This is a genomic window from Shewanella sp. S1-49-MNA-CIBAN-0167 (assembly GCF_040310145.1).
GTDB lineage: Bacteria > Pseudomonadota > Gammaproteobacteria > Enterobacterales > Shewanellaceae > Shewanella > Shewanella psychromarinicola.
Window position 1 is genome coordinate 1 of sequence record NZ_JBEOPO010000044.1, and the last position, 22,820, is coordinate 22,820.

The following is a 22,820-nucleotide window of genomic DNA, read 5'->3' on the forward strand; positions in this document are numbered from 1 at the left end:
CTGGGAGTTCCAAGAGGGAACAGCCGTTGGTTTCCTCTTGGTCTGGTGTGGGTGAAGCGCCACGACGTTAGTGGCCGTAGGCCATAATCTAATAGCCCGTGCAGGGTGGAACCTTGCGATCTTAATCTGGTGTGAGTGAAACGCCACGACGTTAGTGGCCGCAGGCCATAATCTAATAGCCCGTGCAGGGTGGAACCTTGCGATCTTAAGCGTTAGTGGCCGCAGGCCATAAAACAAAAAATACCGACCAATTATTCAATTTGCCCTACTCTATTGGAAGCGCAGCATCCCCGCCCCATTCCGCCCATGAACCATCATAAAGCACCGCTTGATGATGCCCTGCGGCATAGGACGCCAAAATCAAAATACAGGCTGTGATCCCAGAACCGCAACTGAACACCCGTTGAGCATTATGGCTAGTATCTAAAGCCGCAAAAATGGTTTGCAACTCACGGGGTGATTTCATTTTAAACCGACTTAAAACCTGAGCAAACGGCAAACTCAGCGAGCTGGGAATGTGACCACTGCGCATACCAACACGGGGCTCTGGTGAAGTGCCATTAAAACGCCCTGCTGCGCGAGCATCAATAATATCAACTTTGGCATGACCAAGATGGGTTAACACAAACTCAGTGTCACATACCTTGTGTTGCTGCAAACGGCCTTTGATATCGCCAGAATGAGTAGCAGAGGCAAACTGGCGCACAGTATCCCGCCCTTCTACTTGCCATTGCGGTAAGCCACCGTCAAGCACAAATACCTTATCAAAGCCCATCGATTTAAAGGTCCACCACGCACGCGGCGCAGAATAAATACCTTGATTGTCGTATATTACCACTGTGCTGTTATGGTTTATCCCTAACGTTTGCACAGCATCGGTAAATTGCACTGCTGTTGGCATAGCATGGGTTTGCGAAGCACGATGATCAAAAAGTAGCTTGTCAATTTGGCAAGATAGCGCACCAGGAATAACATAAAGCTCATCGTATACCAATGGCTCTTTACCCAATACCACTTCCATACTGGCATCAAGTAACACAAGTTCTGGGTATTCTAGGTGTTGCGCTAACCAATCGGTAGTCACTAAAGGAAAATTCACATTAAACCTCTCTTACAATTGATGGCAAATATTGATGTTAACTTAAGCGAGTCTGATGGCGATGATTGTCCAAATAGCGCTGAGTTAACCCACTTAAATAACTAAATAAAATAATACCTACAGCATCGGCAACTAAATCGATGATGTCTAATGTTCTTGACGGGATAAAACCCTGACTGATTTCTTCACTCAAGACGAATATCGACACTAACACAGCGCCGTAATAAAGCGGAAGGCGCCCGATACAAAAATGACGACTGAGTAAGGCTAAATTGACAACATACGTTAATAGACCGAATAACAACATGTGGCCGACTTTATCGCCGTAGGGGACATGTTTTATTAAGTCGAAAAACACACTGTGACTGCCCGTGTTGGCGAGGTAAATAATCCACAAAATAAAACTAAAAAAACCACCAGCAACAATAATAGCCAAACGAGAGAAGCTCTTATGGGTCATCTGCATTCATCCGTGTATGAAATGTTGATGTAAATAATGCTTTTGAGTCTACCGCAATAGCTAATATTTTAGCGTTAATTTTGCTTAACCTGCGCTCGATTTAAGGCGTCAGCAATAGGGAAGTACTTGTTAAACAAAACCGGAGTATTTGCTCTGAATTATCCCGCCCGATGATGAGCAATAAAAAAGCCCTTTATCACTAAAGGGCTTGATATCAATCACTATAAAAAAATCCCAGTTATAGGACTATCCAAGTGGCTTTGATTTCGGTGTACTTATCAAATGCATGTAATGACTTATCACGACCATTACCCGACTGTTTGTATCCGCCAAACGGCGCGGTCATGTCGCCGCCATCATAATGATTAATCCACACCATGCCGCTGCGGAGTGCTTTGGCCGTTTTGTGAGCTTTGCTTAAGTTTGATGTCCACACTCCAGCCGCTAAACCATACATGGTATCGTTGGCAATTTTGATGGCTTGTTCCATACCATCAAACTCAATAACCGATAATACCGGGCCAAAAATCTCTTCACTGGCAATGGTCATGTCATTGTTAACATTGCTAAAAATGGTCGGTTGCACATACATACCGCCGGTTTCAGCCATCACTTGCTGTCCGCCTTCGACTAAGGTGGCACCTTGCTCACTGCCACTTTTAATGTAGTTCAATACATTGGTCAGCTGCTGTTGATCGACCATTGCACCGCAAGTGGTTTTAGGATCAAGTGGGTGACCAGGCTGCCAGCCTTGCATTTGTTCGGCTATGAGCTTAATCAATTCATCTTTTACGCCCGACTCCACTAATAAGCGTGAGCCCGCAGTACACACTTCACCTTGGTTAAAAGCAATGGCAGTAGCCGCCGCTTCAGCTACCGCTTTTAGATCTGGTGCATCATTAAACACAATATTAGGGCTCTTGCCTCCGGCTTCTAGCCACACGCGTTTCATGTTCGACTCGCCTGCGTAAATCATTAACTGTTTGGCAATTTTAGTTGAGCCAGTAAAGACTAAAGTATCAACATCCATGTGCAGAGCTAACGCTTTACCGACAGTGTGGCCATAGCCGGGTAATACGTTCAACACCCCCGCGGGCATACCTGCTTCAATCGCTAATTGCGCCATACGAATAGCGGTAAGCGGTGATTTCTCGGAGGGTTTCAAAATAACGCTATTGCCGGTGGCGAGCGAAGGCCCAAGCTTCCAGCATGCCATAATCATCGGGAAATTCCATGGCACAATGGCGGCGACTACGCCTACTGGCTCACGGGTGATCATGCCTATCTCATTATGAGCAGTTGGAGCGATTTCATCATAAATTTTATCTATCGCTTCACCGTACCAGCGTATGGCGCGGGCGGCACCGACCACATCAACACCTTTGGAATATTGAATTGGCTTACCCATATCGAGGGTTTCAAGTAACGCCAACTCATCGGCATTGGCTTCAAGTAAATCGGCAAACTTAATCATCACTTGCTTACGCTTAACGGGCGGTAACATTGACCAAGTACCCGCTTCAAACACTTCACGCGCATTCGCCACCGCAAGGTTAGCATCGGCTATATCACAACTAGCCACTTTGGCTAATACTTGGCCATCAATAGGACTGATACAGTCAAATGTGTCACCCGAAGAGGCACCTTGATATTGTCCATTAATGAAGGCTTGCCCGGTAATTGTCAGACTCGCTGCTAGTGCTTCCCAATCGCGACGGCTTGTTGGAGTACTCATTGTGACCTCGAAATAATAAATGGATTGATACGCACCCATTAGGTAGATGCCAAACACAAGATTTGTGTCGCATAAAAGCAACTATCGACACAATAATATTAGTGAATATTGTCACCAGATTATGCTGAACAGCAAGATATTTTCAATATATTTTACAAAAATAGCTCATTTAGTATAAATAAATGCACAAAACACTTTAACGTTCATTATTTTTGACATAGCATAGCAAATATTAACCACGCATAATTTAACCAATGTGAGATGGATCTCCCATAATTGTAGCGATCAATATAGAGTCAATTTATGAGCCAATATCAGCGAAACAATAGCGGCGATTCATCGCAAATGTGGCCCAACATGGAACATTTTTGGATGCCTTTTACCGCTAATAAGCAATTCAAGGCCAATCCAAAATTATTAGTATCAGCCCAAGGCATGTATTACACCGATATCGATGGTAATAAAATACTCGATGCGACAGCTGGATTATGGTGTTGCAATGCCGGACATGGCCGCCAAGAGATTTCCCAAGCGGTAAGCCAGCAGATCAGTCAAATGGATTATGCGCCGTCGTTTCAAATGGGTCATCCGCTCGCATTTGAATTAGCCCATAAACTCTGTCAATTAAGTCCAGATGGATTGGATAAGGTGTTTTTTACCAATTCAGGTTCAGAATCGGTTGATACCGCCCTAAAGATGGCACTTTGTTATCATCGCGCTAATGGCCAAGCAACACGAACTCGGTTTATCGGCCGTGAGCTTGGCTATCATGGCGTGGGGTTTGGTGGTATATCCGTCGGTGGCATTAGCAATAATCGCAAAACCTTCAGCCAGCAATTACTCCAAGGCATTGATCATCTACCTCATACCCTCGACATTGCCAATAATGCCTTTAGCCACGGTTTGCCTCCACATGGCTTAGATAAAGCCGAAGTGCTTGAACAACTGATTACCTTACACGGCGCCGAAAATATTGCCGCTGTGATCGTCGAGCCCATGTCGGGATCGGCAGGGGTCATTTTACCGCCAGAAGGTTACCTAAAGCGCCTACGTGAAATCACTCAAAAGCACGGTATTTTGCTTATTTTTGATGAAGTGATCACCGGATTTGGCCGTCTTGGTGCCGCTTTTGCTAGTGAACGTTGGCAAGTCACCCCAGACATGATCACCACTGCCAAAGCCATTAATAATGGTGCTATTCCAATGGGCGCAGTGTTTGTCAGTAATACCATTCACGACACTTGTATGCATGGCCCTGATGAATTAATTGAGTTTTTCCATGGTTACACCTATTCAGGCCATCCGGTGGCGGCGGCTTCAGCACTGGCAACCTTATCGATATATGAAGATGAAAAATTATTTGAGCGCGCTAAAGGTCTTGAGTCTTATTTTGAGCAAGCGGTTCACAGCCTTAAAGGACTAGCCAACGTAATTGATATTCGTAATACCGGTTTAGTTGCCGGTATTCAACTGGCGCCGAGCGATAAAGGCGTGGGTAAACGAGGTTATGCCATTTTTGATCACTGCTTTAGACATGGCGCGTTGGTGCGGGCAACCGCTGACATTATCGCATTATCGCCGCCACTGATTGTCGAGAAGTCACAAATCGACGACATGGTTAATCACATTAGCGATGCAATTAACGCTGTTGGTTAATGTTTTTGAATACACTTTTTTAATACACTTTTTGAATACATATTTGGCTTAAAAGGATCCTGTTCATGCTTAACATCACTCATTTTGTCGATGGACAACACACGCCAGCCAGTCAGCGCAATCAAAGGATCTATGATCCCGCAACCGGTGAAGCCCGTGGACAAGTATCATTGGCGAGTCACGATGAAGTCAGCTTGGCGATAGCTGCTGCCAAAAATGCCTATCAAACTTGGTCGCAAGTCACGCCACTGAATCGTGCCCGGGTATTATTCAAATTTAAAGCCTTAGTCGAACAACATGTTGATGAATTGGCCAAACTTATTACCCTTGAGCATGGCAAAGTGCTAGACGATGCCAAAGGTGAAATCACTCGAGGACTCGAAGTGGTTGAGTTTGCTTGCGGTATTCCACATTTACTCAAAGGCGAACACACTCAACAAGTCGGTGGCGGCGTTGATTCATGGTCAGTCAACCAATCTTTGGGGGTTGTCGCAGGCATTTCGCCGTTTAACTTTCCGGTCATGGTACCGATGTGGATGTTCCCCATCGCCATAGCCTGCGGTAATGCTTTTATCATGAAACCGTCTGAAAAAGACCCTAGTGCAGTGATGTTCCTTGCCCAATTACTTAAGCAAGCGGGTTTGCCTAATGGCATATTTAATGTCATCAACGGCGATAAAGAAGCGGTTGATGCCTTACTGACCCACCCCGATGTACACGCCATCAGTTTTGTTGGCTCAACTCCGATTGCCGAATACATTTACACCACAGCCTCTGCTCACGGTAAACGGGTGCAAGCATTGGGTGGGGCTAAAAATCACATGCTATTAATGCCAGATGCTGACTTAGACCAAGCCGTGAATGCGTTAATGGGTGCGGCATATGGGAGTGCAGGTGAACGTTGTATGGCCATTTCAGTGGTATTGGCCGTAGGCGATGTCGGCGACAAATTAGTCACTGCATTATTACCGCAAATTAGTGCCTTAAAGGTGGGCAGTGGTATTACCCCAGAAATGGACATGGGACCGTTAATTTCAGCTCAGCACTTAGCCAAAGTACGCGACTATGTTGAAGCTGGCGTGAATGAAGGCGCGACCTTAGTGGTTGATGGCCGCGATATTAGTATTAGCGATCACCAGCAAGGTTACTTTTTAGGGGCGTGCTTATTTGATCATGTCACGCCAACGATGAGCATTTACCAACAAGAAATTTTTGGTCCTGTGTTAGCTATCGTCCGAGTCGATAACTATGCCGATGGGTTGGCACTGATCAACCAACACGAATTTGGCAATGGTACAGCTATTTTTACTCAAAGCGGCCAAGTTGCACGCCACTTTTGTCACCATGTTGAAGTGGGCATGGTCGGCGTTAATGTGCCGATCCCAGTACCGATGGCATTTCATAGCTTTGGCGGTTGGAAACGATCGCTATTTGGACCGCTACACATGCATGGTCCAGATGGAGTGCGTTTTTATACTAAGCGAAAAGCCATTACCGCCCGCTGGCCACAAGCAAAAATCGACAATAACGAACCTTCGGCTTTTATTATGCCGACGATGAAATAAATGAAACCAACGATGAAGCATATTAACGATATTACGCTTTTTAGTAGCCAATCAACTGCGGTTGAGTCGTATCATTTAACTGATGAAAAACGGCTTACTGGCGATCCACTGCAGTCAGTGCAAAACCATTTTCAAAGCCCGTGCAAGCAGTTTAATGTTGGCATTTGGCAAAGTGAACCAGGCAGTTGGAATATCAATTATAGCGAATATGAGTATTGCGATATTCTCGAAGGCTGCAGCATTATCACCGACAGTCGAGGCAAAAGCTTAACCGTCAATGTAGGTGATAAATTTGTTATTCCTGCTGGGTTTTCCGGTACATGGGAGGTAGTCAATCACTGTATAAAAATCTACGTTATGTTTGAACAACAGCTTGAGCAAACATAGTGTTTAACCGCCATGCGGTACAGACAAGGCCCTTGCGGTTTTGACTCTGATAAGTGGCATACGCAGTAGCTGGAGACCAGCGGCTGCATTTTATGTAAATGGAGATAATATCGTGTCGAACACATTAAAAAGAACGCGAATTGCACTGTTAAGCGGATTAACGTTATCAGCTACCCTACTGGCTCCGTTAGCTACGGCAGAAGTGTCTGGTGCGGTTACTGTAACCAACGATTATCGTTTCCGTGGTGTATCACAAACAGCCGGTGACCCAGCGCTACAAGCCAATATTGATTGGAGCCATGAAAGCGGCTTTTTTGTTGGTGCTTGGGGCAGTAATGTCGACTTTGATGAGCCCGGATATAACGGCCCAGACATAGAAGTAGACCTGTACGCGGGCTACTACGGCGAGATTAACGACAACACCAGTTATGACTTAACCTTGTACCGTTATAACTACCCAGGAGAAAGCGATTTAGACTATTTAGAAGTCAGCGCAGGTATTGATTTTAGTGGTTTTAGAGCCGCCTATTGGTTTACCAATGACTATGGTGGCAGCGATCTTGATCTACATTACACCGAAATCAATTACGGCTGGGAGTTTACTGAAAACTGGAGCCTAGATGTGCATTATGGCTACAACTTTGGTGACGCGATTGATGACGGTGAAGGCTTTGATAGCTACTCAGACTACTCTGTTGGAGTATCAACTGAAGTCGCCGGCTTTGGCATCTCGGTTGCCTATCTAGACACCGACATTAATGGTGATTACGAAGTGAGCTCTGGGCTATATAAAAACTCAGGCACCTTATTGGCGAGCGTCAGTTACGCGTTCTAAGTCACTATGTGTTAATAAGTGATGCTAATCAGTGTAAATCTGAGCTAATGATGATGAATAATGTTTGTCGCTCAGTATTAACAACAAAAACCGCCATGGGGCGGTTTTTTTATTACTTAACCTCAACCCTGGATAAGAGAGGGAATGAATCGATGGGTTAAGGGGTAGAATAAATGGATAAAACTAAACTTACTTGGTGGTTAACGCTATTAGTGGTTGCCCTTGCCGCTTGCGTTTTCACGACTTACCAACCTAGTAGGACGGACCTACGCCCTGCTATAGTGCGCTTCGCTGCTAGGACGGACTGCGCCCTGCTATAGTGCGCTTCGCTGCTAGGACGGACTGCGCCCTGCTATAGTGCGCTTCGCTGCTAGGACGGACTTCGTCCTGCTATAGTGCGCTTCGCTGCTAGGACGGACTTCGTCCTGCTATAGTGCGCTTCGCTGCTAGGACGGACTTCGTCCTGCTATAGTGCGCTTCGCTGCTAGGACGGACTTCGTCCTGCTAGGGACAGCTTCGCTGTTAAGATTTTATAGCATCTAGCTGCGTAGCATCCTAGCAGCGCAGCGCTCTAGGCTTGTTGATTCTAGATTTTAGCTTGTATGTCATCGTTCGTCATCGCTCGTCACCGCTTGTCATCTCAGGGATAGGGATAGAAATAGCTTGCTTCTCGGCTTACCTTTCGGGAGACAATACGAGCATGTTGAAGTGGCTTGGGTATCACACTTAAAAGACAAAAGCGTGCTGCATTTCTAAATGATCTATTATTGATAGAACATAACTTCGATCTTGCGCATAGATTTCAACAAAATAGCGTTGCATCCATGACGTACGAGAGTATCTTATTGTTATAGCAACCGTATAACTAAACGGCACAAAGGAGCAAACTATGGCTGATAACATTATTAAAATACTGGTCATTGCAGTATTATTTTTTCTGGCCTATAAACTAATTTTTAGTGGTAGCCGTGGATTAACACTTTTTGAAATGCATTTTAAAGATGGCAAGCTCAATAAGCATAAAGGCAAAATACCGGAGAAGTTTGAACGTGATTGTCGTGCAATAGCTAAATCTAATAAACTGACTTGCACTGTCAGAGCAGAAAAGTCTGGTGACGTGCGTTTGCATGTGTCGGCCAATATTGGCGATAACTTAGTCCAGCAAATTCGTAACCAGTTTCCATTTGAATATTACGACAAGAAACAGTCAGACGCGTCTAAACTTAAAGGTTAATACAAGTTGTTGGCGGACATAAAAAATGGACTCTATTGAGTCCATTTTTTATGTCCGTAGAGGCGTTAGAATACCTTGTTTTAAATTAGCCTTGTGTGGCCTGTTATTGCTTAGCAGCTCATATAGCTATATGAGTTGCTATATGAGTTGCTATATGAGTTAACTTTTTGCTTTAGTCTGTTACTTAATATTTTTGCTTAATCTTGTTAGTGAGCCTTGTTAATTAGTCTTCTTGCTTAGAGATGACCAAGGTCACTTGAGCGACAGTAATACCAAACTTGATAATGTCGCTTTTGTTAATAATGGTTTGGTTATCAACTAGAAACATCCAATCATCAAAGTGCACTTGATACTCACTACCATCGACGGCTAATTGCATATCATAACGCCAGCGTAATGCGCTGCCGCGCGACTCCCCTTGGGCAATGCCTAATATATCATTGGCTGTACCCTGATAAACCCCATTACCTTTATCAATAATTTTCCACACACGGGTTTGCTTTTCACCATCATCGTAAATAAACCATTCGTTAATCACTCCTTGCTTACCTTCAGGAGAATCAGTCCAGTTTGCTTCCATAGTGACAGTAAATTTGCGGGTTACCTTGCCCGAAAAGTCTTGTACTATCCCTGCTGCTGTTAACTTACCATCAAAAAACGTGGCTAAATCTAACCGGGGGGTGGTGTTTTGATAATCTTCAATCGATGCAGATGAGCATGACATGACGCCTAAAAGTAATCCTGTGTATAAACATACATAAGCTAACTTTTTCATCAACCCTCGTGCAAAAATATGACCTCTGTGGTGCATAGAGAATAGGATGGTGGGCATTAGTTGGCTCCAATTAATTGTTTGCGTAATTTAGGGTGGCTGGTTTTTTCCGACAACCAAATGTCGAGAAATGCTTCAGGAAATTGCGCATTACTCACTTGATAATAAGGCGTGTCATTGAGTAAAAATGCAGCGTCATTAGGATTGTTGACCCTAAAGGTAAGTCTGTCGCCCTGTTTAACATCAGGCCATGCTCGCACTAATTGCTGGCTTAGCAGGCTGATGTCGTCTTCGGTTAACCCAAGGTGTTGCCATTGTTCGATAGTGGCATCAACTAAATCAGGGGCTTTGATATCACGGTGATATTGAATATCGAGGATCATTGGGAATCGATTGGCTTGGTAGTTGCCATCAAGAGAAAACAGCTTGGCAGTGTAGATATCGAACCATAATAAGCTCATGTCGGCAGAACCCACTTGAATCAATGTCATATTTGTTATGCTGGCTTTATTTGTGGTCTTGGCGCTATTGGTTATATTGGCTGCATCGGTTGTATTGGCTGGTTGCATCGACAATGTCGAACCAATGTCGCTATTATTGGCAGCAGCATGGTTAATACTAATCGCGATGATCACTACTAATACTAATGCCCCTCCCGCACCAAATAACAATTCACTCAACCAATGAGTTAATGGTTGCAGCCCTTTGTCTTGCTGCAGCTTGTCGGTGCTCAGTAAGGTTTTCATTGATTGTTCTCCAAGACCATATTCGCTGGTGCGATACGTTTACTCACCCAAATCAATACGGGAAATAAGCCACTCCAGATCAATGCCAATATCAGTGCACTCTTTTCATAACCCAAAGGCAACACCACAGCATCAAATTTAGCGCCCGTCAGATAACTTAAACAGCCAAACACGCCACCGAGTATTGATTGTAACCATAGTGGTAAGGTTTTAAAAAAAGCTAAGCTGTAATCTAAACTGAGAGCAAAATAGCACCACAATACCGCCAACCAATAAGGGATTATGTTGAATTCAAACACGCCAAACCATACTAATAAGCTGTCAACGACTATCCCAATTGCACCACAAACACCCATTAACAGAGCATCATGACGAGCAGAATTGGATAATAAAAAATGACCGATGATCAGTAAAATTGACAGTATGATAAGTTGGTTTTGGGCTATCACACCCGACCACCACACCAACTGAAAACACACGGCGTTAATCAGGATAAATAATGTTGAGGGCAAAGCGTAAGTAGGCATAATATATCACCCAAATAGGAGGATACGACCCGGTAAGCCGTTACCGGGGATGTAAATCACTAAGGGCAATAAAACGCAATTATCAAGGGTGATATAGCGGTCTAACCGCGACCAAGTGAACTGCACTTGTAGTACGTTCTAAAAAGCCACCTTCGCAATAGCTTAGATAAAACTTCCACATCCGAATGAAATCGTCACCGTAATTTAACGCTTTTATTTTATCGTAAGCGGCATCAAAGTTTTCATGCCAATGCTTTAATGTGCGGGCATAATCTCTACCCATGTCGTCAATTGACCAGGTAACCATGTCAGTTTTCTTGGCAATGTGTCGGGTCATTTCGCTGACCGAGGGTAAACAGCCACCAGGAAAGATGTAGCGCTGAATAAAGTCGACACTCTTGCGATAACTGTCATAACGTTGATCGGCAATGGTAATAGCTTGGATCAGCATTCGCCCTTCAGGCTTAAGTAAATGCTGTAGCTTTTCAAAAAACCCGCCTAAATATTCGTGACCCACAGCTTCGATCATTTCAATAGAGACAATGCGATCATATTCGCCAGTCAATAAGCGGTAATCTTGTTTGAGTAAGGTGATCTTATCTTCAAGGCCTAGTTGCTTAACTCGTTCAACAGCGAACTCATATTGCGCATCGGAAATAGTGGTGGTGGTAACATTTACGCCATAGTGTTTTGCAGCATAAATAGCTAATGCCCCCCAACCGGTACCAACCTCAAGTAATGTTTGACCTGGCGATAAGTCTAGGCGTTCACAGATGGTTTGCAACTTATGTAATTGCGCTTCATTTAGATTGCTATCATCGTTCGGATAAAGTGCACTTGAATACATCATTTCCGGGTCAAGAAACTGTTTATACATGTCATTACCTAAATCGTAATGAGCCAGAATATTGCGCTTTGAACCTTGTTCAGAATTACGATTAAACACATGCTTAATCCGGTTAACACTATTACTCAACCATGAAAAATAGCGTTCAATATTGTCTAACAAGGCTAAGTTTTTAGCAAAAATTTGCACCACTTTGGTTAAATCTGGACTGCTCCAGTGACCTTGAATATAAGCTTCACCGGCACCAATTGAGCCACCAAACACCACTTGACGATAAAAGTTAGCATGCTTGACTTGCATGGTGGCGTGAACGTTGCTGTTAACGTTACCAAACTCAGACGTTTGGTTGCCGTCAACAATAGTTAAATGCCCTTCAGCAAGATGGGCTAATGCGCGAAGTAAAATTTTCCTTGCAAGACTGTCAGATAGACTCGCTTGAGTCATGCTACTTTCCGTCGCCATATTTTCCATGTCATCTCTCCAGTTCGTACACTGTATTATTCGCTTTATTGGCGTCATTACAGCTTAGTACGTGGTAACCATCCATTTGGTTTACATTTTGCTATTCACATTTTGCAAGAGTGAGGGGCCGATTGTTGTTTGCTGGTAAAATTCATCTCGATAGGTCAACAGGCCTAACTCACCTTAATAGTTTGTTTGCCGACAAATGGGATCCGTTTAATAAATAACTTCATTGCTTGCCAATAAATACCTAACATAATTTTGCTGGTCATTAATGGATAACTCAACATAAATTGACGCATGGAACTCGAAGTAATTGGTTGGCGTTTTAACACTAAACTGGCATCAAATAATTTATCATTATTAGCATTTCGATTTTCAATGATCACTTTTAAATGCTTGGCTGGCGGCGTAATACGCCACAGATAATGCATCTCTAAATTCATAAACGGCGACACAGGAAATACTTTGTCGGTTTGAATAGTATGGGCAATATCGACCAGATAACAATGGCGCTCATTCCAAGGAGTATTACTCACCTCAGCAAGCATATAAACCATGTCATTTTGATGATAGCAAAAGTAAAAGTTGACCGGACTAAAGTAAAAACCACAGTGGCGTATTTGTCCAGAAAATATAATTTTATCGCATACTTGTGTGGCCCCAAGATGCTTAATGGTTGCTAACACGCGCAGCTTCAAGGCCATAGCATCATTGCCATGACAGGCTTGGTTCAAGACAAGCTTGTCACCAAATTGCTTATCGAGGGCATTGAGGTAATCACTGGGATTAAATTTAAGCGGGGTAAATTTGTCTGTTGAAAACAACTTACTGACCGCCGTTAATGCAGGCAGTTCATCTAAATCAATCGCCATCATCGCAATATTATAACCAAAATGATGCAACTTAGGCGTATGACGGCGATGGTTTATATTGCCGCAATAAATGCCACTGTTTAATTGATCATGTTCCATTACCGATGTGGTTTGATTCATAAACTAATCCCAAACAGATCACATACTTCAACCGCGCTACGAACGCCGTCCTCATGAAATCCATTATGCCAATAAGCTCCGACAAAGTAAGTATTATGTTTACCATTAATAAGCGACTTTTTCGCTTGAGACTTCATGCTAGCATCATTAAAAACTGGGTGAGCATAATTAAACTTGCGCAAAATTTTACTGTCGTCAATTAATGCAGTTTGATTTAAGGTGACACAGAATGTGGGTGCACTGGCAGGCAAGCACTGCAAAATATTCATATTATAGGTCACACTGGCTGGACGCTGGGCAACATCTTGCGGGTTATTGCCATCCAAACGATAGTTCCAGCTTGCCCACGCCGCTTTGCGCTTAGGCAACAAATTAATGTCAGTGTGCAGTACCACTTCATTATTTTGATATTCCATCGCAGCTAACACGTCTATTTCGTCTTCAGTAGCATCGGTTAACATGGCTAATGCTTGATCGCTGTGACAACTTAACACCACATCATCAAAGCGCTGCCATTCGCCTTTAGCAACTTGAACATACACACCATCATCGGCGCGTTTAATACCGGTAACTGGAGAATTTAGCTGGATGCGATCTTTGAAAGGCGCGGTTAAGGCGGGGATATAACTGCGCGATCCACCTTCAAGCACATACCATTGCGGTCGATCATTAATATTTAATAAACCATGGTGTTGGAAAAATCGAATAAAAAATCGCAGAGAAAAACCACGCATGTCATCAATACTGGCAGACCAAATAGCCGCGCCCATAGGCAGAATGTAATGCTCACAGAAAAAGGCAGAAAAACCTTGTTCATTAAGGTACTCACCTAATGAAGCGGTAGGGTATTTGTCGGCCTCATAAATCACTTTACAACCATTGTTAAAACGAACAATTTCGCCCAAAAATCGATAAAAACTCGGACGGAGTAAATTACGACGCTGGGCAAATAAGCTCCACAAATTATTGCCATTATATTCAAGCCCGGTGAGTGCATTATTAACACTAAAACTCATTTCTGTAGGGAGAGACTTAATCTCAAGCTGCGCCATTAATTTTTCAAAACGCGGATAGGTACGGTCATTAAACACAATAAAACCAGAATCAATGGCGTATTGCTGCCCAGCCACTTCCACATCTACTGTAGCGGTATGTCCGCCAATATAATCATTGGCCTCAAACACAGTTACCGTGTGTTCACGGCTTAATAGATGGGCGCAGGTTAAACCGGAAATTCCAGAACCAATCACGGCGATATTTTTCATTAAGTTAATCCTTGACCTAATAATTATTATTGTTACTTTTATTGTTAATTTTATTGTTACTTGTATTGTTAATTGAGTTGTTAATTGAGTTGTTAATTGAGTTGTTAATTGAGTTGTTCCAGCTATTTGGGCGCCAAAAAATACACTAATAATTTTTCTGGTAATACAGAGGCTAATTTAAGTAACCAAGTAAATTTAGTTGGAAAATGGATCTCACGTCGTTGACGCTGCATGCCATTAAAAATTTCAGTCGCAGCTTGCTCGGCACTGATTTGCATTGGCATGGCAAAGTCATTTTTGGCGGTTAACGGGGTTTTAACAAAGCCTGGGCAAATGACACTCACCCCAATACCATGCTGAGCAAGGTCAACCCGTAAACTACGACCTAAATAACCAATAGCCGCTTTAGATGCACCATAGGCTTCGGCACGCGGAAATGGTAAATAAGTGGCACTTGAACTCATTAATCCAAGTTGTGCACCACGACTCAGTAAAGGCAAAAAATGCTCAAGGCAATAACCCATCGCCACCACATTGGTATTGATCACTCGGGAAAATAGTGCCGAGTCAAAATGTAATGGATCGTCAATGTATTCACAACTTCCGGCATTTAGAATGATATGGTGCAACTTCCAGCCGTTATCTTTTAGCAGTTGTTGCAAGTGAAGAGATGCCGCAGACACTTGTCCAATGTCAGTGATATCAAATACCAAAGGGGTTGCAGATGAAATTTTCGCCAAGTTTTGTTCGTTGCGACCACAGGCAATTACCGCAAAACCTTCACGGATATAGTGCTGAGCTAAAGCAAGACCAATGCCTGAGCTGGCACCGGTGATCAGTACTGCAAGCTGTTTGTCATTGGTGTTAGTCATTACTTGCCCGCCCTATTTTTGAGTAATCCAATTAAGCCACCTAAAAATGGCACTTGCTCATAGAGCATTTGGCCTACATCAAAGTAATCTCGGTGGGCAAAAATTTTATCGCTAAACCTAAGCTGTGACATGCCTTCGACATTGATACTCTGCCCTTTGTTTAACTTAGGGTGCGAGTAGGTCATGGTCCAATATAATCCAGCTTGTTGCTGATTAGCACTGATAACCACTTCTTTAATATCAAATTCAATGTGGGTGACATTTTGGTACATGTTAGCAAAATAACGCGTTAGTGGTGCAATGCCTTCCACTTTATGGAGCGGATCTTGAAAGCGAATATCGTCACGATACACTTGCGCTAACATTGATAAGTTATCTTTATTAAGCTTTTGATACATATCTATAAATGCATCAATAATAGCCGGATGACCATTAACGGACACTGAGCTATCCGGATTTAATGGTTCTGATTGAGTATCAACTATCGACGGTGCGCCTTGCATTTACCAACTCCTATTACGTGACCCAGAAAACTCACGGAACATACTTATAAGAATGCCTTATATGACAACAAGATAAAAGTATTAATGTCCATGAAGTAAATAAAAACTAACTTAAAATTGATACGACTTATCGGCGCAAGTAGATCACCGTTTTACACCAGTCACAAAGCAAAACGCCTAAGCAGGGCTTAGGCGTTAATAAAGTCAGTAATTTGGGTGCTTTTATTCAGAAGCTTAGTAACCGGTCTTAGCTACCGGCTGCCAGTACTTATCAACTTCTTGTTTAATAAAAGCTTGCTTGGCTTTAATGGCGTCGGCTTCAATAAAGCCAATAGCAGCATGGGCTTTTTCTTTGGTACTGTAATCTGGATACTCAACCTCAGTAACGGATAATTGACTCAAAATACGGGCTAATGCTTCACGTGCATAAGTAACCTGTTCAGTCGATTTATCCAGTAGTTCAATGCCTTCTTTAGGATTATGAGCGTACATTCCATGTGATGCTGTCGCAAAATCCCAACGCCATTGTGAATGACGTATAGCCATAATCGCATCATTCATTTGCGGCCATGTGGCCCCCGCATCCCATGCCGCTTTAGCTTCATAATGTGCTTTAATCAGTAATGACTCTACATTTCGTGATTTAGCATCAATATTAGCTTTGGTTTTATCAAGCTTTTTGGTGATGGCCGCTTCACTACTATGACAACTTGCACAACTACGATCAAAATTGTCTAATGCGCCACCAACCTTATGGTCAGTAAATGTAGCGCCTTTTTCATCGGTCGCAGGCGGCATATGACAGGTTATACAGGTCACGCCTTGCTTAGCGTGAACCGAACGACTCCAATGCTCAAACTCTGGATGACGCGCTTTTAATATTGGGGTTTTAGAAATGGGGTGGATCCATTCATAAAAGCGGCGAGTGTCATAATACTTTTCAATTGCATCGGCAGTGCTGCCGAAAATCCATGGAATATTAACTTTGTTATTATTTTCAGGCTGGAAATAATAACTCACATGACATTGACCACAAACCTGTGCCCCTTGCATGCTACGGTCTTGTTGATCAAACGGTAATTTAATTTTAGCCATCGCATTTTGAGCATGAGGGCGAGGCAATGCCAGTTCAGCGCTGCCATCAACATGACAATCGCTGCAATAGACAACAGATTTGATCTCACGGCCTAAATCGACAAAATTGGCACCTGAAAAACCTTGAATACCCATTTCTTTGATCAATCTTGGTGCATCGGGTGTTTTACAGGTCCAGCAACTGGCAGATAAGCCTTTGTCACCTTCAGCTATTGCAACACCAGTGCGCAAAGTATGTGTCACGTCAGCCACAGCAAATTGATGACCACGAGGGCTATGGTATTCTTTGGCAAATGACGAACCCGCCCACAAAATGATATTGGCAGGATATTGCGCCAATATATCGTCTCGTTCGGTTTGTTCTTCTGTCGCTTGCCAAGAATCATATTGTTGTGGAAATTTAAGTTGATTGGGATCCACTTCAGCACTTTTAAGCGACCAAGATGTCAGACTCAGCAGCGCGAGTGCGGAAATAACGATGCTTAACCCTACCTTACTTCGCATCGGCCGCGTTGCTTTCATTACCACGTCGACAAGTTGAACCATCATATTGCTAACCTTTCTTTGTTAATCGCTTAATTAAAATTACTAGATAGAACCGTAAGTCTGTAACATTACGTTTATTAACGGCTTTAGTTAACTGCTTTAGTTAACGTTTACCAAATTCGTTGCTTGGATAAATTTATTTAAATTGCGCTCAAACTAGCCTGGACGACCATCAAGACGCGGACGCATTAAAATTGGCGCATAAAACCACACAAACGAACCAAAACCAATAAACCAACACGCGCCTGCAGCCCACAACCAGACTTGGGTATATTCAGGCATCAATAGCGGCATTCCTGCACGTAACACGGCAGCGAGAGGCACAGATAAAAATGCCAACGTCATGTTTGGGCCTTGGTATATATTACGACTCGTGTGCCCGAGAGAAACCCGTGAAATCATTGATAAACACAATGATGCAATTCCACCAATGGCAAACAGATGTAGCAAGGTGCGATAGGCATATTCGTTGTCGATATTGATTGCCATTAATAACAGTGTCAGCGGCAACGATAAATAAGAAATATGTAACGACCACAACATCGGTTCTTTTAAGGTTTTATGGGCTTGCCAGCGAGCAACTCGAAGTAAATGTAATATGCCCGCAACAGCAAGCAGTATCTGTTCAACACCCTTAGGCAACCAATGGCTTATCGCTTGAACAAACAGTAAACCCATTACAAATATTAACGTATTCTCTAGCGCATTAATGGGATCGGGCTTGGGTTGTTTAATTTTCATTGCGGTAAAAAATGGGATCACCCGTCCACCCACTATGGTGATCACCATCGCGAACCACCAAATCATCCCTTGCCATAACTGAGTCGATAACGAAAAATCACGTTCCGACAACGCATAATAACTGGCTAAATTCACCAGCAATGCAACGATGAGCATGATGGGAAAACCAATATTGCGCCATTGTTTGACCGGATAAATACAGCGCCATAATGCATAAGCGCTGAAGCCTAAAAATAAGCTGTCAAATATTGCCGGTAATACCAACGGAATGTTCATCGGCAGTAGCAACATCAAGCGAGCAATGAGCCAACAACCAAACGTGACCATTAATGCGCGACCCGTGATGGTGGGTTGATTGGTCCACGCTTGCACTGCCGTGAGCAGAAAGCCACACACTATGGCCATCGCAAAGCCAAATAACATTTCATGAGGATGCCACCATAGCGGCACCACATTTGCCCAAAACTCAGTGCTAAATAAACTATATTGGGGTGTGAACCAACCCATTAGCCAAAGCGGAATGTATAAGGCTGCGAGAATTGCGCCGCCAAGAAAAAACGGCCTAAACCCCAAACGCCATATTGCAGGCGTGTTATCAATTTTAGCGGGATCATCAATATTCAGCATAAGCAGTACACTCACTTAGTGGGTTTACATCAACAAGATTTAAACATGTATAATATATGAATCTTTAATTGCGCTATTCTATGCTGTTAATCGATCGGCTTCAATCAATACTCACATATTCGCTATTGAGCCAAGCTCATAGTGTGATCTAACGCAAAAAAAACCGCTATTATCCTAAAAGATAATAACGGCCTTACCGTGATTTTGCTGATGTATCGAGTCAAGGCAGTCAAACTAAGTTAACTGAACAATTGGTCTTGGTTGTTAATAAAAAGGGTTAACCACGCTTTAGCGCACTTAACGCCTCTATCGCCCGAAGTCGCGCCATCTTGTGTTCGACAATAGGCTCTGGGTATCGGTCATCTTGTCGTTGTGCAAACAGATCATTAACATTAATAGATTTAGGTTGATGAATATCAGCCAAAGGCCAACCTGATACCTCACTAACATAACGCTTTATAAAACTGGCATCTGGATCAAATTTGCTGCTTTGAGTCATCGGATTAAACACTCGAAAATAAGGTTGCGCATCGCAGCCTGTGCCCGCAGACCACTGCCAGCCACCATTATTAGCCGCTAAATCACCATCAATCAGTTTTTGCCTAAAATACCGTTCGCCCCAACGCCAATCGATCAGTAAATGCTTGGTTAAAAAACTGGCGACTACCATACGCAAGCGATTATGCATCCAACCCGTTTGGTTTAGTTGGCGCATGGCTGCGTCTATAATCGGATAGCCCGTTTGGCCATCACACCAGGCTGTAAACTCATCAGGATTATTGCGCCACGCAATGGCATTACCGAGCTTATTAAAGTTGTGACTCATGGATAAACGTGGAAATGCCACCAGCAAATGATGATAAAATTCACGCCAAATCAGTTCATTGAGCCATGTTTTAGCAAGACAAGTATCGTCAACTAACGCTTGGGGGTAACGCGCTAAAATAGCCGCTACACATTGACGCGAACTCATCACTCCGATGGCCAAAAAGGGTGATAAGCGGCTAGTACCTTCTAGGGCAGGAAAATCTCTTTCGGCTTGATAATCTTCTACTTGGCTTGCTAAAAATTGATCCAGCATTCGCTTTGCAACGCCCTCTCCTGCAGCCCATTGATCACTGCTGTGTGTTGGGCAATTAAATTCGATAGCCGCTGGCAATGCCAGCGCTGCAGCAACAGGTGCTGGCGCGGCTAAAGGCACTATCGCTTTTTGACTGGCAATACTTTTCCATTTTTTAGCAAATGGGGTAAACACCTTGTACATATCACCGGACAAATTTTGCACTTGTCCGGCTGCAAATACGCAGTCTTGATCGATTAACGTCAGTGGCAACCCCTGGCCAATTAATGCGCTATCACGGCGACGTTCGTTAATTTCCGGCTCGTTACCAGCGAAAACAGCATCAATATTATGTTGTTGTAAGTAATCATTTAAAGCGGTCTGGGTATCGCTAAACCACTCAAGATGCAGCACATCCAATGATATGCCTAAGGCAGCAAGCGACTGTGCTAATAGATTGACATGACGCTGGATAAAATCAATTTGTATTGGCGCCACATCATGCTGCGCCCATTGCGACGGAGTAACAATATACACAGCCCGAACCTTGCCTTGATGTTGTTGGGCAAATTGACACGCTGCCACAAGGGCTGGATTATCGCCAACCCGCAAGTCTTGCCTAAACCACATTAAGCTATTTACGTTACTCATTTTACCGGCAACCTAATAGGCATAGCGAAGCTTTAGCGCTTCTGGGTGCGGATTTAAATACACTTGCTCTTCAATGTACGCTGTGGGAAATTCGCGTACGTAATGATTAATCAAGGTAATAGGCACTAACAAAGGCAATAGCCCTTGGCGATATTTTAAAATCGATTCGCTCAACTCTTCTTTTTGTCTCGCATTGAGCTGTTTCTTAAAATAGCCTTGAATATGCTGCAAAGTACTGGTGTGATTTTTGCGGGTAGCAATAATTTTGAGTGCCGTCATAAAGCCTTCAAAATATTGTTGTGCGGTTTGCTCAACATCTTGAATATCGGCCAATATAGGCCCTAAATCTCTGTACCACTGTGGACTGTGGGCCATTAATAAATACTTATAACGCGAATGAAACTGCATTAGCTTGTGTTTAGTGAGACCCGATTGAGTCATTTTCTTCCAATCGTTATAAGCAAATACACGGGTAAAAAAGTTTTCTCTTAATGGCAAGTCATGTAAACGCCCTTCTTCCTCTACCGGTAAAAGTGGATAGCGTTCCATTAATTTTTTGGCAAAAACACCCACGCCGGTTTTGCTACCATTATTGGTACCAATTTTGTACTCGGTAACCCTTTCCATGCCACAGGTTGGTGATTTGGCACATAAAATATAACCACCAAGGTAATCTAGTTCTTCCACTTTGGCTTGGGAATACTCATTAAGCTTGTCAGTCACATCGAGCGATCCATCAGCACTGCGAATATGCACCACATCGCCGTCTCGCACTTGGCGAATACTTTTACGCGGTGTGCCCATGCCAATGGCCATCTCAGGACAGACTGTGATGTATTCAAAAAACGGTTCAATTTCTTGTTTACAGTAATAAGAATTTTTGTGTCCACCATCAAAACGGACTTGATTACCCAGCAAGCAGCTGCTGATCCCAATTTGGATTTTTTGTGGCACAAATGAATCGGTATCTGGCATGTTATGCACTCCTGTGGCGGCCGTAATATCCCTAAGCGGGATGAAAAATGAGGTTATCTTTACCCATACAATATGCTAAAAAGATACGTGTAATACACCAATTAAGTTCATTATTGTATTATTCAAGCATATTGGCTGTATTTGCAATCATAGTCTGCATATTTGCCATAAAAATAAAGCAGAACGCGAGTTCTGCTTTATGGGGATCGATTGACATATCGTGCATATTAAGCCTGAGCTTTCGCCCCTAGACGCTCTACCCCCCATACCAGACCAATGCCCACAAACACACACACAATCGCCACAAACAGTTGCGATGACTCACCGGTGATTTGCTCAAATTGAAATGGGGATAGATTTTGCTCTACCAATGGCACTAACTCGCCTTTAGAATTCTCGCGCCAGCTAATCACTTGTTTCCAAGGCCAAATCTTACCTAATGTCCCCAGCATTAATCCGGTTAAAAACAATAATGTTGCATCATGGAATTTACGTAACAATGCCGATAACACGTGACTAAAACTTAATAATCCAACCACAGCCCCAATAGCAAAACAGGCCAAATACACAATATCAAATCCTTTAGCCGCCGCTAACACCGCGGGGTACATCCCTAAAAGCAGTAAAATAAAACTGCCTGAAATACCGGGTAATATCATGGCGCAGATAGCAATCGCACCACAGAAAAAGAAGTTAAGGTAACTCACTTGCAATTCAATGGGGTGCAACACGGTAATGGCCCACGCAAAGGCGACGCCGACAATAAACATGGCAACCCGAATAGCACTGAATTTATTCACTTGTTTAAGCATGTGAACCACGGAAAACAGAATCAAGCCCAAAAAGAACGACCACACAGGTATAGGATGTGTCACCAACAACCAAGAAATTAGCTTAGCTAAGGTAAAAATACTGGTTAAAATCCCGCCGAACACGCACAGCAAAAAAGGACCATTAATATGTAAAAAAGCAGCTTTAATCCCTTTGTGTTTGATAATCCCTACTAAAGACAAGTTAATCTTGCGAATGCCATCCAATAATGGATCTAAAATACCGCTAATAAATGCGATAGTGCCACCCGATACGCCCGGCACAACATCTGCAGCGCCCATGGCCATGCCTTTGAAATAATTCAATAACAGTGAGTCAGTTTTCAAAATTCATC

The 22,820-nt window shown here is 43.2% G+C and carries 21 protein-coding genes; 5 read left to right on the top strand and 16 right to left on the bottom strand.

Annotated elements, in window-relative coordinates:
* Positions 1-265: 265 nt before the first annotated feature.
* The 3 genes from AAEZ00_RS17500 to AAEZ00_RS17510 form a co-directional block, all read right to left on the bottom strand.
* On the bottom strand, positions 266-1,099 hold the full coding sequence (locus AAEZ00_RS17500; protein WP_124012296.1) for a sulfurtransferase: 834 nt from the start codon (positions 1,097-1,099) through the stop codon (positions 266-268).
* Between the two features lie 37 nt (positions 1,100-1,136).
* The gene (locus AAEZ00_RS17505) at positions 1,137-1,559 is read right to left on the bottom strand and encodes a VanZ family protein (protein ID WP_351089268.1); all 423 of its coding nucleotides are present in this window, start codon (positions 1,557-1,559) and stop codon (positions 1,137-1,139) included.
* 238 nt (positions 1,560-1,797) lie between these two features.
* Positions 1,798-3,294, bottom strand: a complete 1,497-nt coding sequence (locus AAEZ00_RS17510; RefSeq protein WP_101034825.1) for an aldehyde dehydrogenase — start codon at positions 3,292-3,294, stop codon at positions 1,798-1,800.
* 303 nt (positions 3,295-3,597) lie between these two features.
* Between AAEZ00_RS17510 and aptA the strand changes: the two genes are divergently transcribed.
* From aptA to AAEZ00_RS17535, 5 genes are all read left to right on the top strand, one after another.
* Positions 3,598-4,950: an omega-aminotransferase AptA gene (aptA, locus tag AAEZ00_RS17515; RefSeq protein ID WP_351089270.1), complete on the top strand. Its 1,353-nt coding sequence runs from the start codon at positions 3,598-3,600 to the stop codon at positions 4,948-4,950.
* Positions 4,951-5,015: 65 nt separating this feature from the next.
* Positions 5,016-6,515, top strand: coding sequence for a CoA-acylating methylmalonate-semialdehyde dehydrogenase (locus AAEZ00_RS17520; RefSeq protein WP_124012300.1), 1,500 nt, complete (start codon positions 5,016-5,018; stop codon positions 6,513-6,515).
* Positions 6,516-6,527: 12 nt separating this feature from the next.
* Complete coding sequence (locus AAEZ00_RS17525) at positions 6,528-6,902, top strand: cupin domain-containing protein (protein ID WP_124012670.1); 375 nt, start codon at positions 6,528-6,530, stop codon at positions 6,900-6,902.
* A gap of 112 nt (positions 6,903-7,014) precedes the next feature.
* Positions 7,015-7,737 carry a TorF family putative porin gene (locus AAEZ00_RS17530; protein ID WP_124012301.1) on the top strand — a complete coding sequence of 241 codons (723 nt, stop codon included), beginning with the start codon at positions 7,015-7,017 and terminating at the stop codon, positions 7,735-7,737.
* Positions 7,738-8,626: 889 nt separating this feature from the next.
* Entirely contained in the window at positions 8,627-8,971 is a 345-nt protein-coding gene (locus tag AAEZ00_RS17535) for a DUF3634 family protein (RefSeq protein WP_101034451.1), read from the top strand.
* A gap of 223 nt (positions 8,972-9,194) precedes the next feature.
* Here AAEZ00_RS17535 and AAEZ00_RS17540 read toward each other — a convergent pair whose 3' ends face one another.
* From AAEZ00_RS17540 to AAEZ00_RS17600, 13 genes are all read right to left on the bottom strand, one after another.
* Entirely contained in the window at positions 9,195-9,746 is a 552-nt protein-coding gene (locus AAEZ00_RS17540; protein WP_101034450.1) for a DUF3833 domain-containing protein, read from the bottom strand.
* Positions 9,747-9,802: 56 nt separating this feature from the next.
* Entirely contained in the window at positions 9,803-10,489 is a 687-nt protein-coding gene (locus tag AAEZ00_RS17545) for a chalcone isomerase family protein (protein WP_351089273.1), read from the bottom strand.
* A complete protein-coding gene (locus AAEZ00_RS17550) occupies positions 10,486-11,016 on the bottom strand; it encodes a DUF2878 domain-containing protein (RefSeq protein WP_124012303.1) in 531 nt (176 codons plus the stop codon). Before AAEZ00_RS17550 ends, AAEZ00_RS17545 begins: the two co-directional genes overlap by 4 nt.
* A gap of 82 nt (positions 11,017-11,098) precedes the next feature.
* On the bottom strand, positions 11,099-12,334 hold the full coding sequence (locus tag AAEZ00_RS17555) for a class I SAM-dependent methyltransferase (protein WP_351089275.1): 1,236 nt from the start codon (positions 12,332-12,334) through the stop codon (positions 11,099-11,101).
* 164 nt (positions 12,335-12,498) lie between these two features.
* Positions 12,499-13,320 (bottom strand): DUF1365 domain-containing protein, encoded by an 822-nt coding sequence (locus AAEZ00_RS17560; protein WP_101034446.1) that lies wholly within the window; start codon positions 13,318-13,320, stop codon positions 12,499-12,501.
* Positions 13,317-14,585: an NAD(P)/FAD-dependent oxidoreductase gene (locus tag AAEZ00_RS17565; protein ID WP_351089277.1), complete on the bottom strand. Its 1,269-nt coding sequence runs from the start codon at positions 14,583-14,585 to the stop codon at positions 13,317-13,319. Before AAEZ00_RS17565 ends, AAEZ00_RS17560 begins: the two co-directional genes overlap by 4 nt.
* 122 nt (positions 14,586-14,707) lie before the next feature.
* Positions 14,708-15,457: an SDR family NAD(P)-dependent oxidoreductase gene (locus AAEZ00_RS17570; protein WP_351089279.1), complete on the bottom strand. Its 750-nt coding sequence runs from the start codon at positions 15,455-15,457 to the stop codon at positions 14,708-14,710.
* A complete protein-coding gene (locus tag AAEZ00_RS17575) occupies positions 15,457-15,855 on the bottom strand; it encodes a nuclear transport factor 2 family protein (protein WP_232772238.1) in 399 nt (132 codons plus the stop codon). The genes AAEZ00_RS17570 and AAEZ00_RS17575 overlap by 1 nt, the downstream gene beginning before the upstream one ends.
* Before the next feature lie 339 nt (positions 15,856-16,194).
* The gene (locus AAEZ00_RS17580) at positions 16,195-17,604 is read right to left on the bottom strand and encodes an ammonia-forming cytochrome c nitrite reductase subunit c552 (protein WP_351089281.1); all 1,410 of its coding nucleotides are present in this window, start codon (positions 17,602-17,604) and stop codon (positions 16,195-16,197) included.
* A gap of 153 nt (positions 17,605-17,757) precedes the next feature.
* Positions 17,758-18,969 (bottom strand): NnrS family protein, encoded by a 1,212-nt coding sequence (locus AAEZ00_RS17585; protein WP_351089283.1) that lies wholly within the window; start codon positions 18,967-18,969, stop codon positions 17,758-17,760.
* Between the two features lie 277 nt (positions 18,970-19,246).
* On the bottom strand, positions 19,247-20,680 hold the full coding sequence (gene phrB / locus AAEZ00_RS17590; RefSeq protein ID WP_351089285.1) for a deoxyribodipyrimidine photo-lyase: 1,434 nt from the start codon (positions 20,678-20,680) through the stop codon (positions 19,247-19,249).
* A 12-nt stretch (positions 20,681-20,692) separates the two neighbouring features.
* Positions 20,693-21,655: a YbgA family protein gene (locus tag AAEZ00_RS17595; protein WP_101034439.1), complete on the bottom strand. Its 963-nt coding sequence runs from the start codon at positions 21,653-21,655 to the stop codon at positions 20,693-20,695.
* Between the two features lie 227 nt (positions 21,656-21,882).
* Positions 21,883-22,812 carry a polyprenyl-phosphate transporter gene (locus AAEZ00_RS17600; protein WP_459178786.1) on the bottom strand — a complete coding sequence of 310 codons (930 nt, stop codon included), beginning with the start codon at positions 22,810-22,812 and terminating at the stop codon, positions 21,883-21,885.
* Positions 22,813-22,820: the final 8 nt, after the last annotated feature.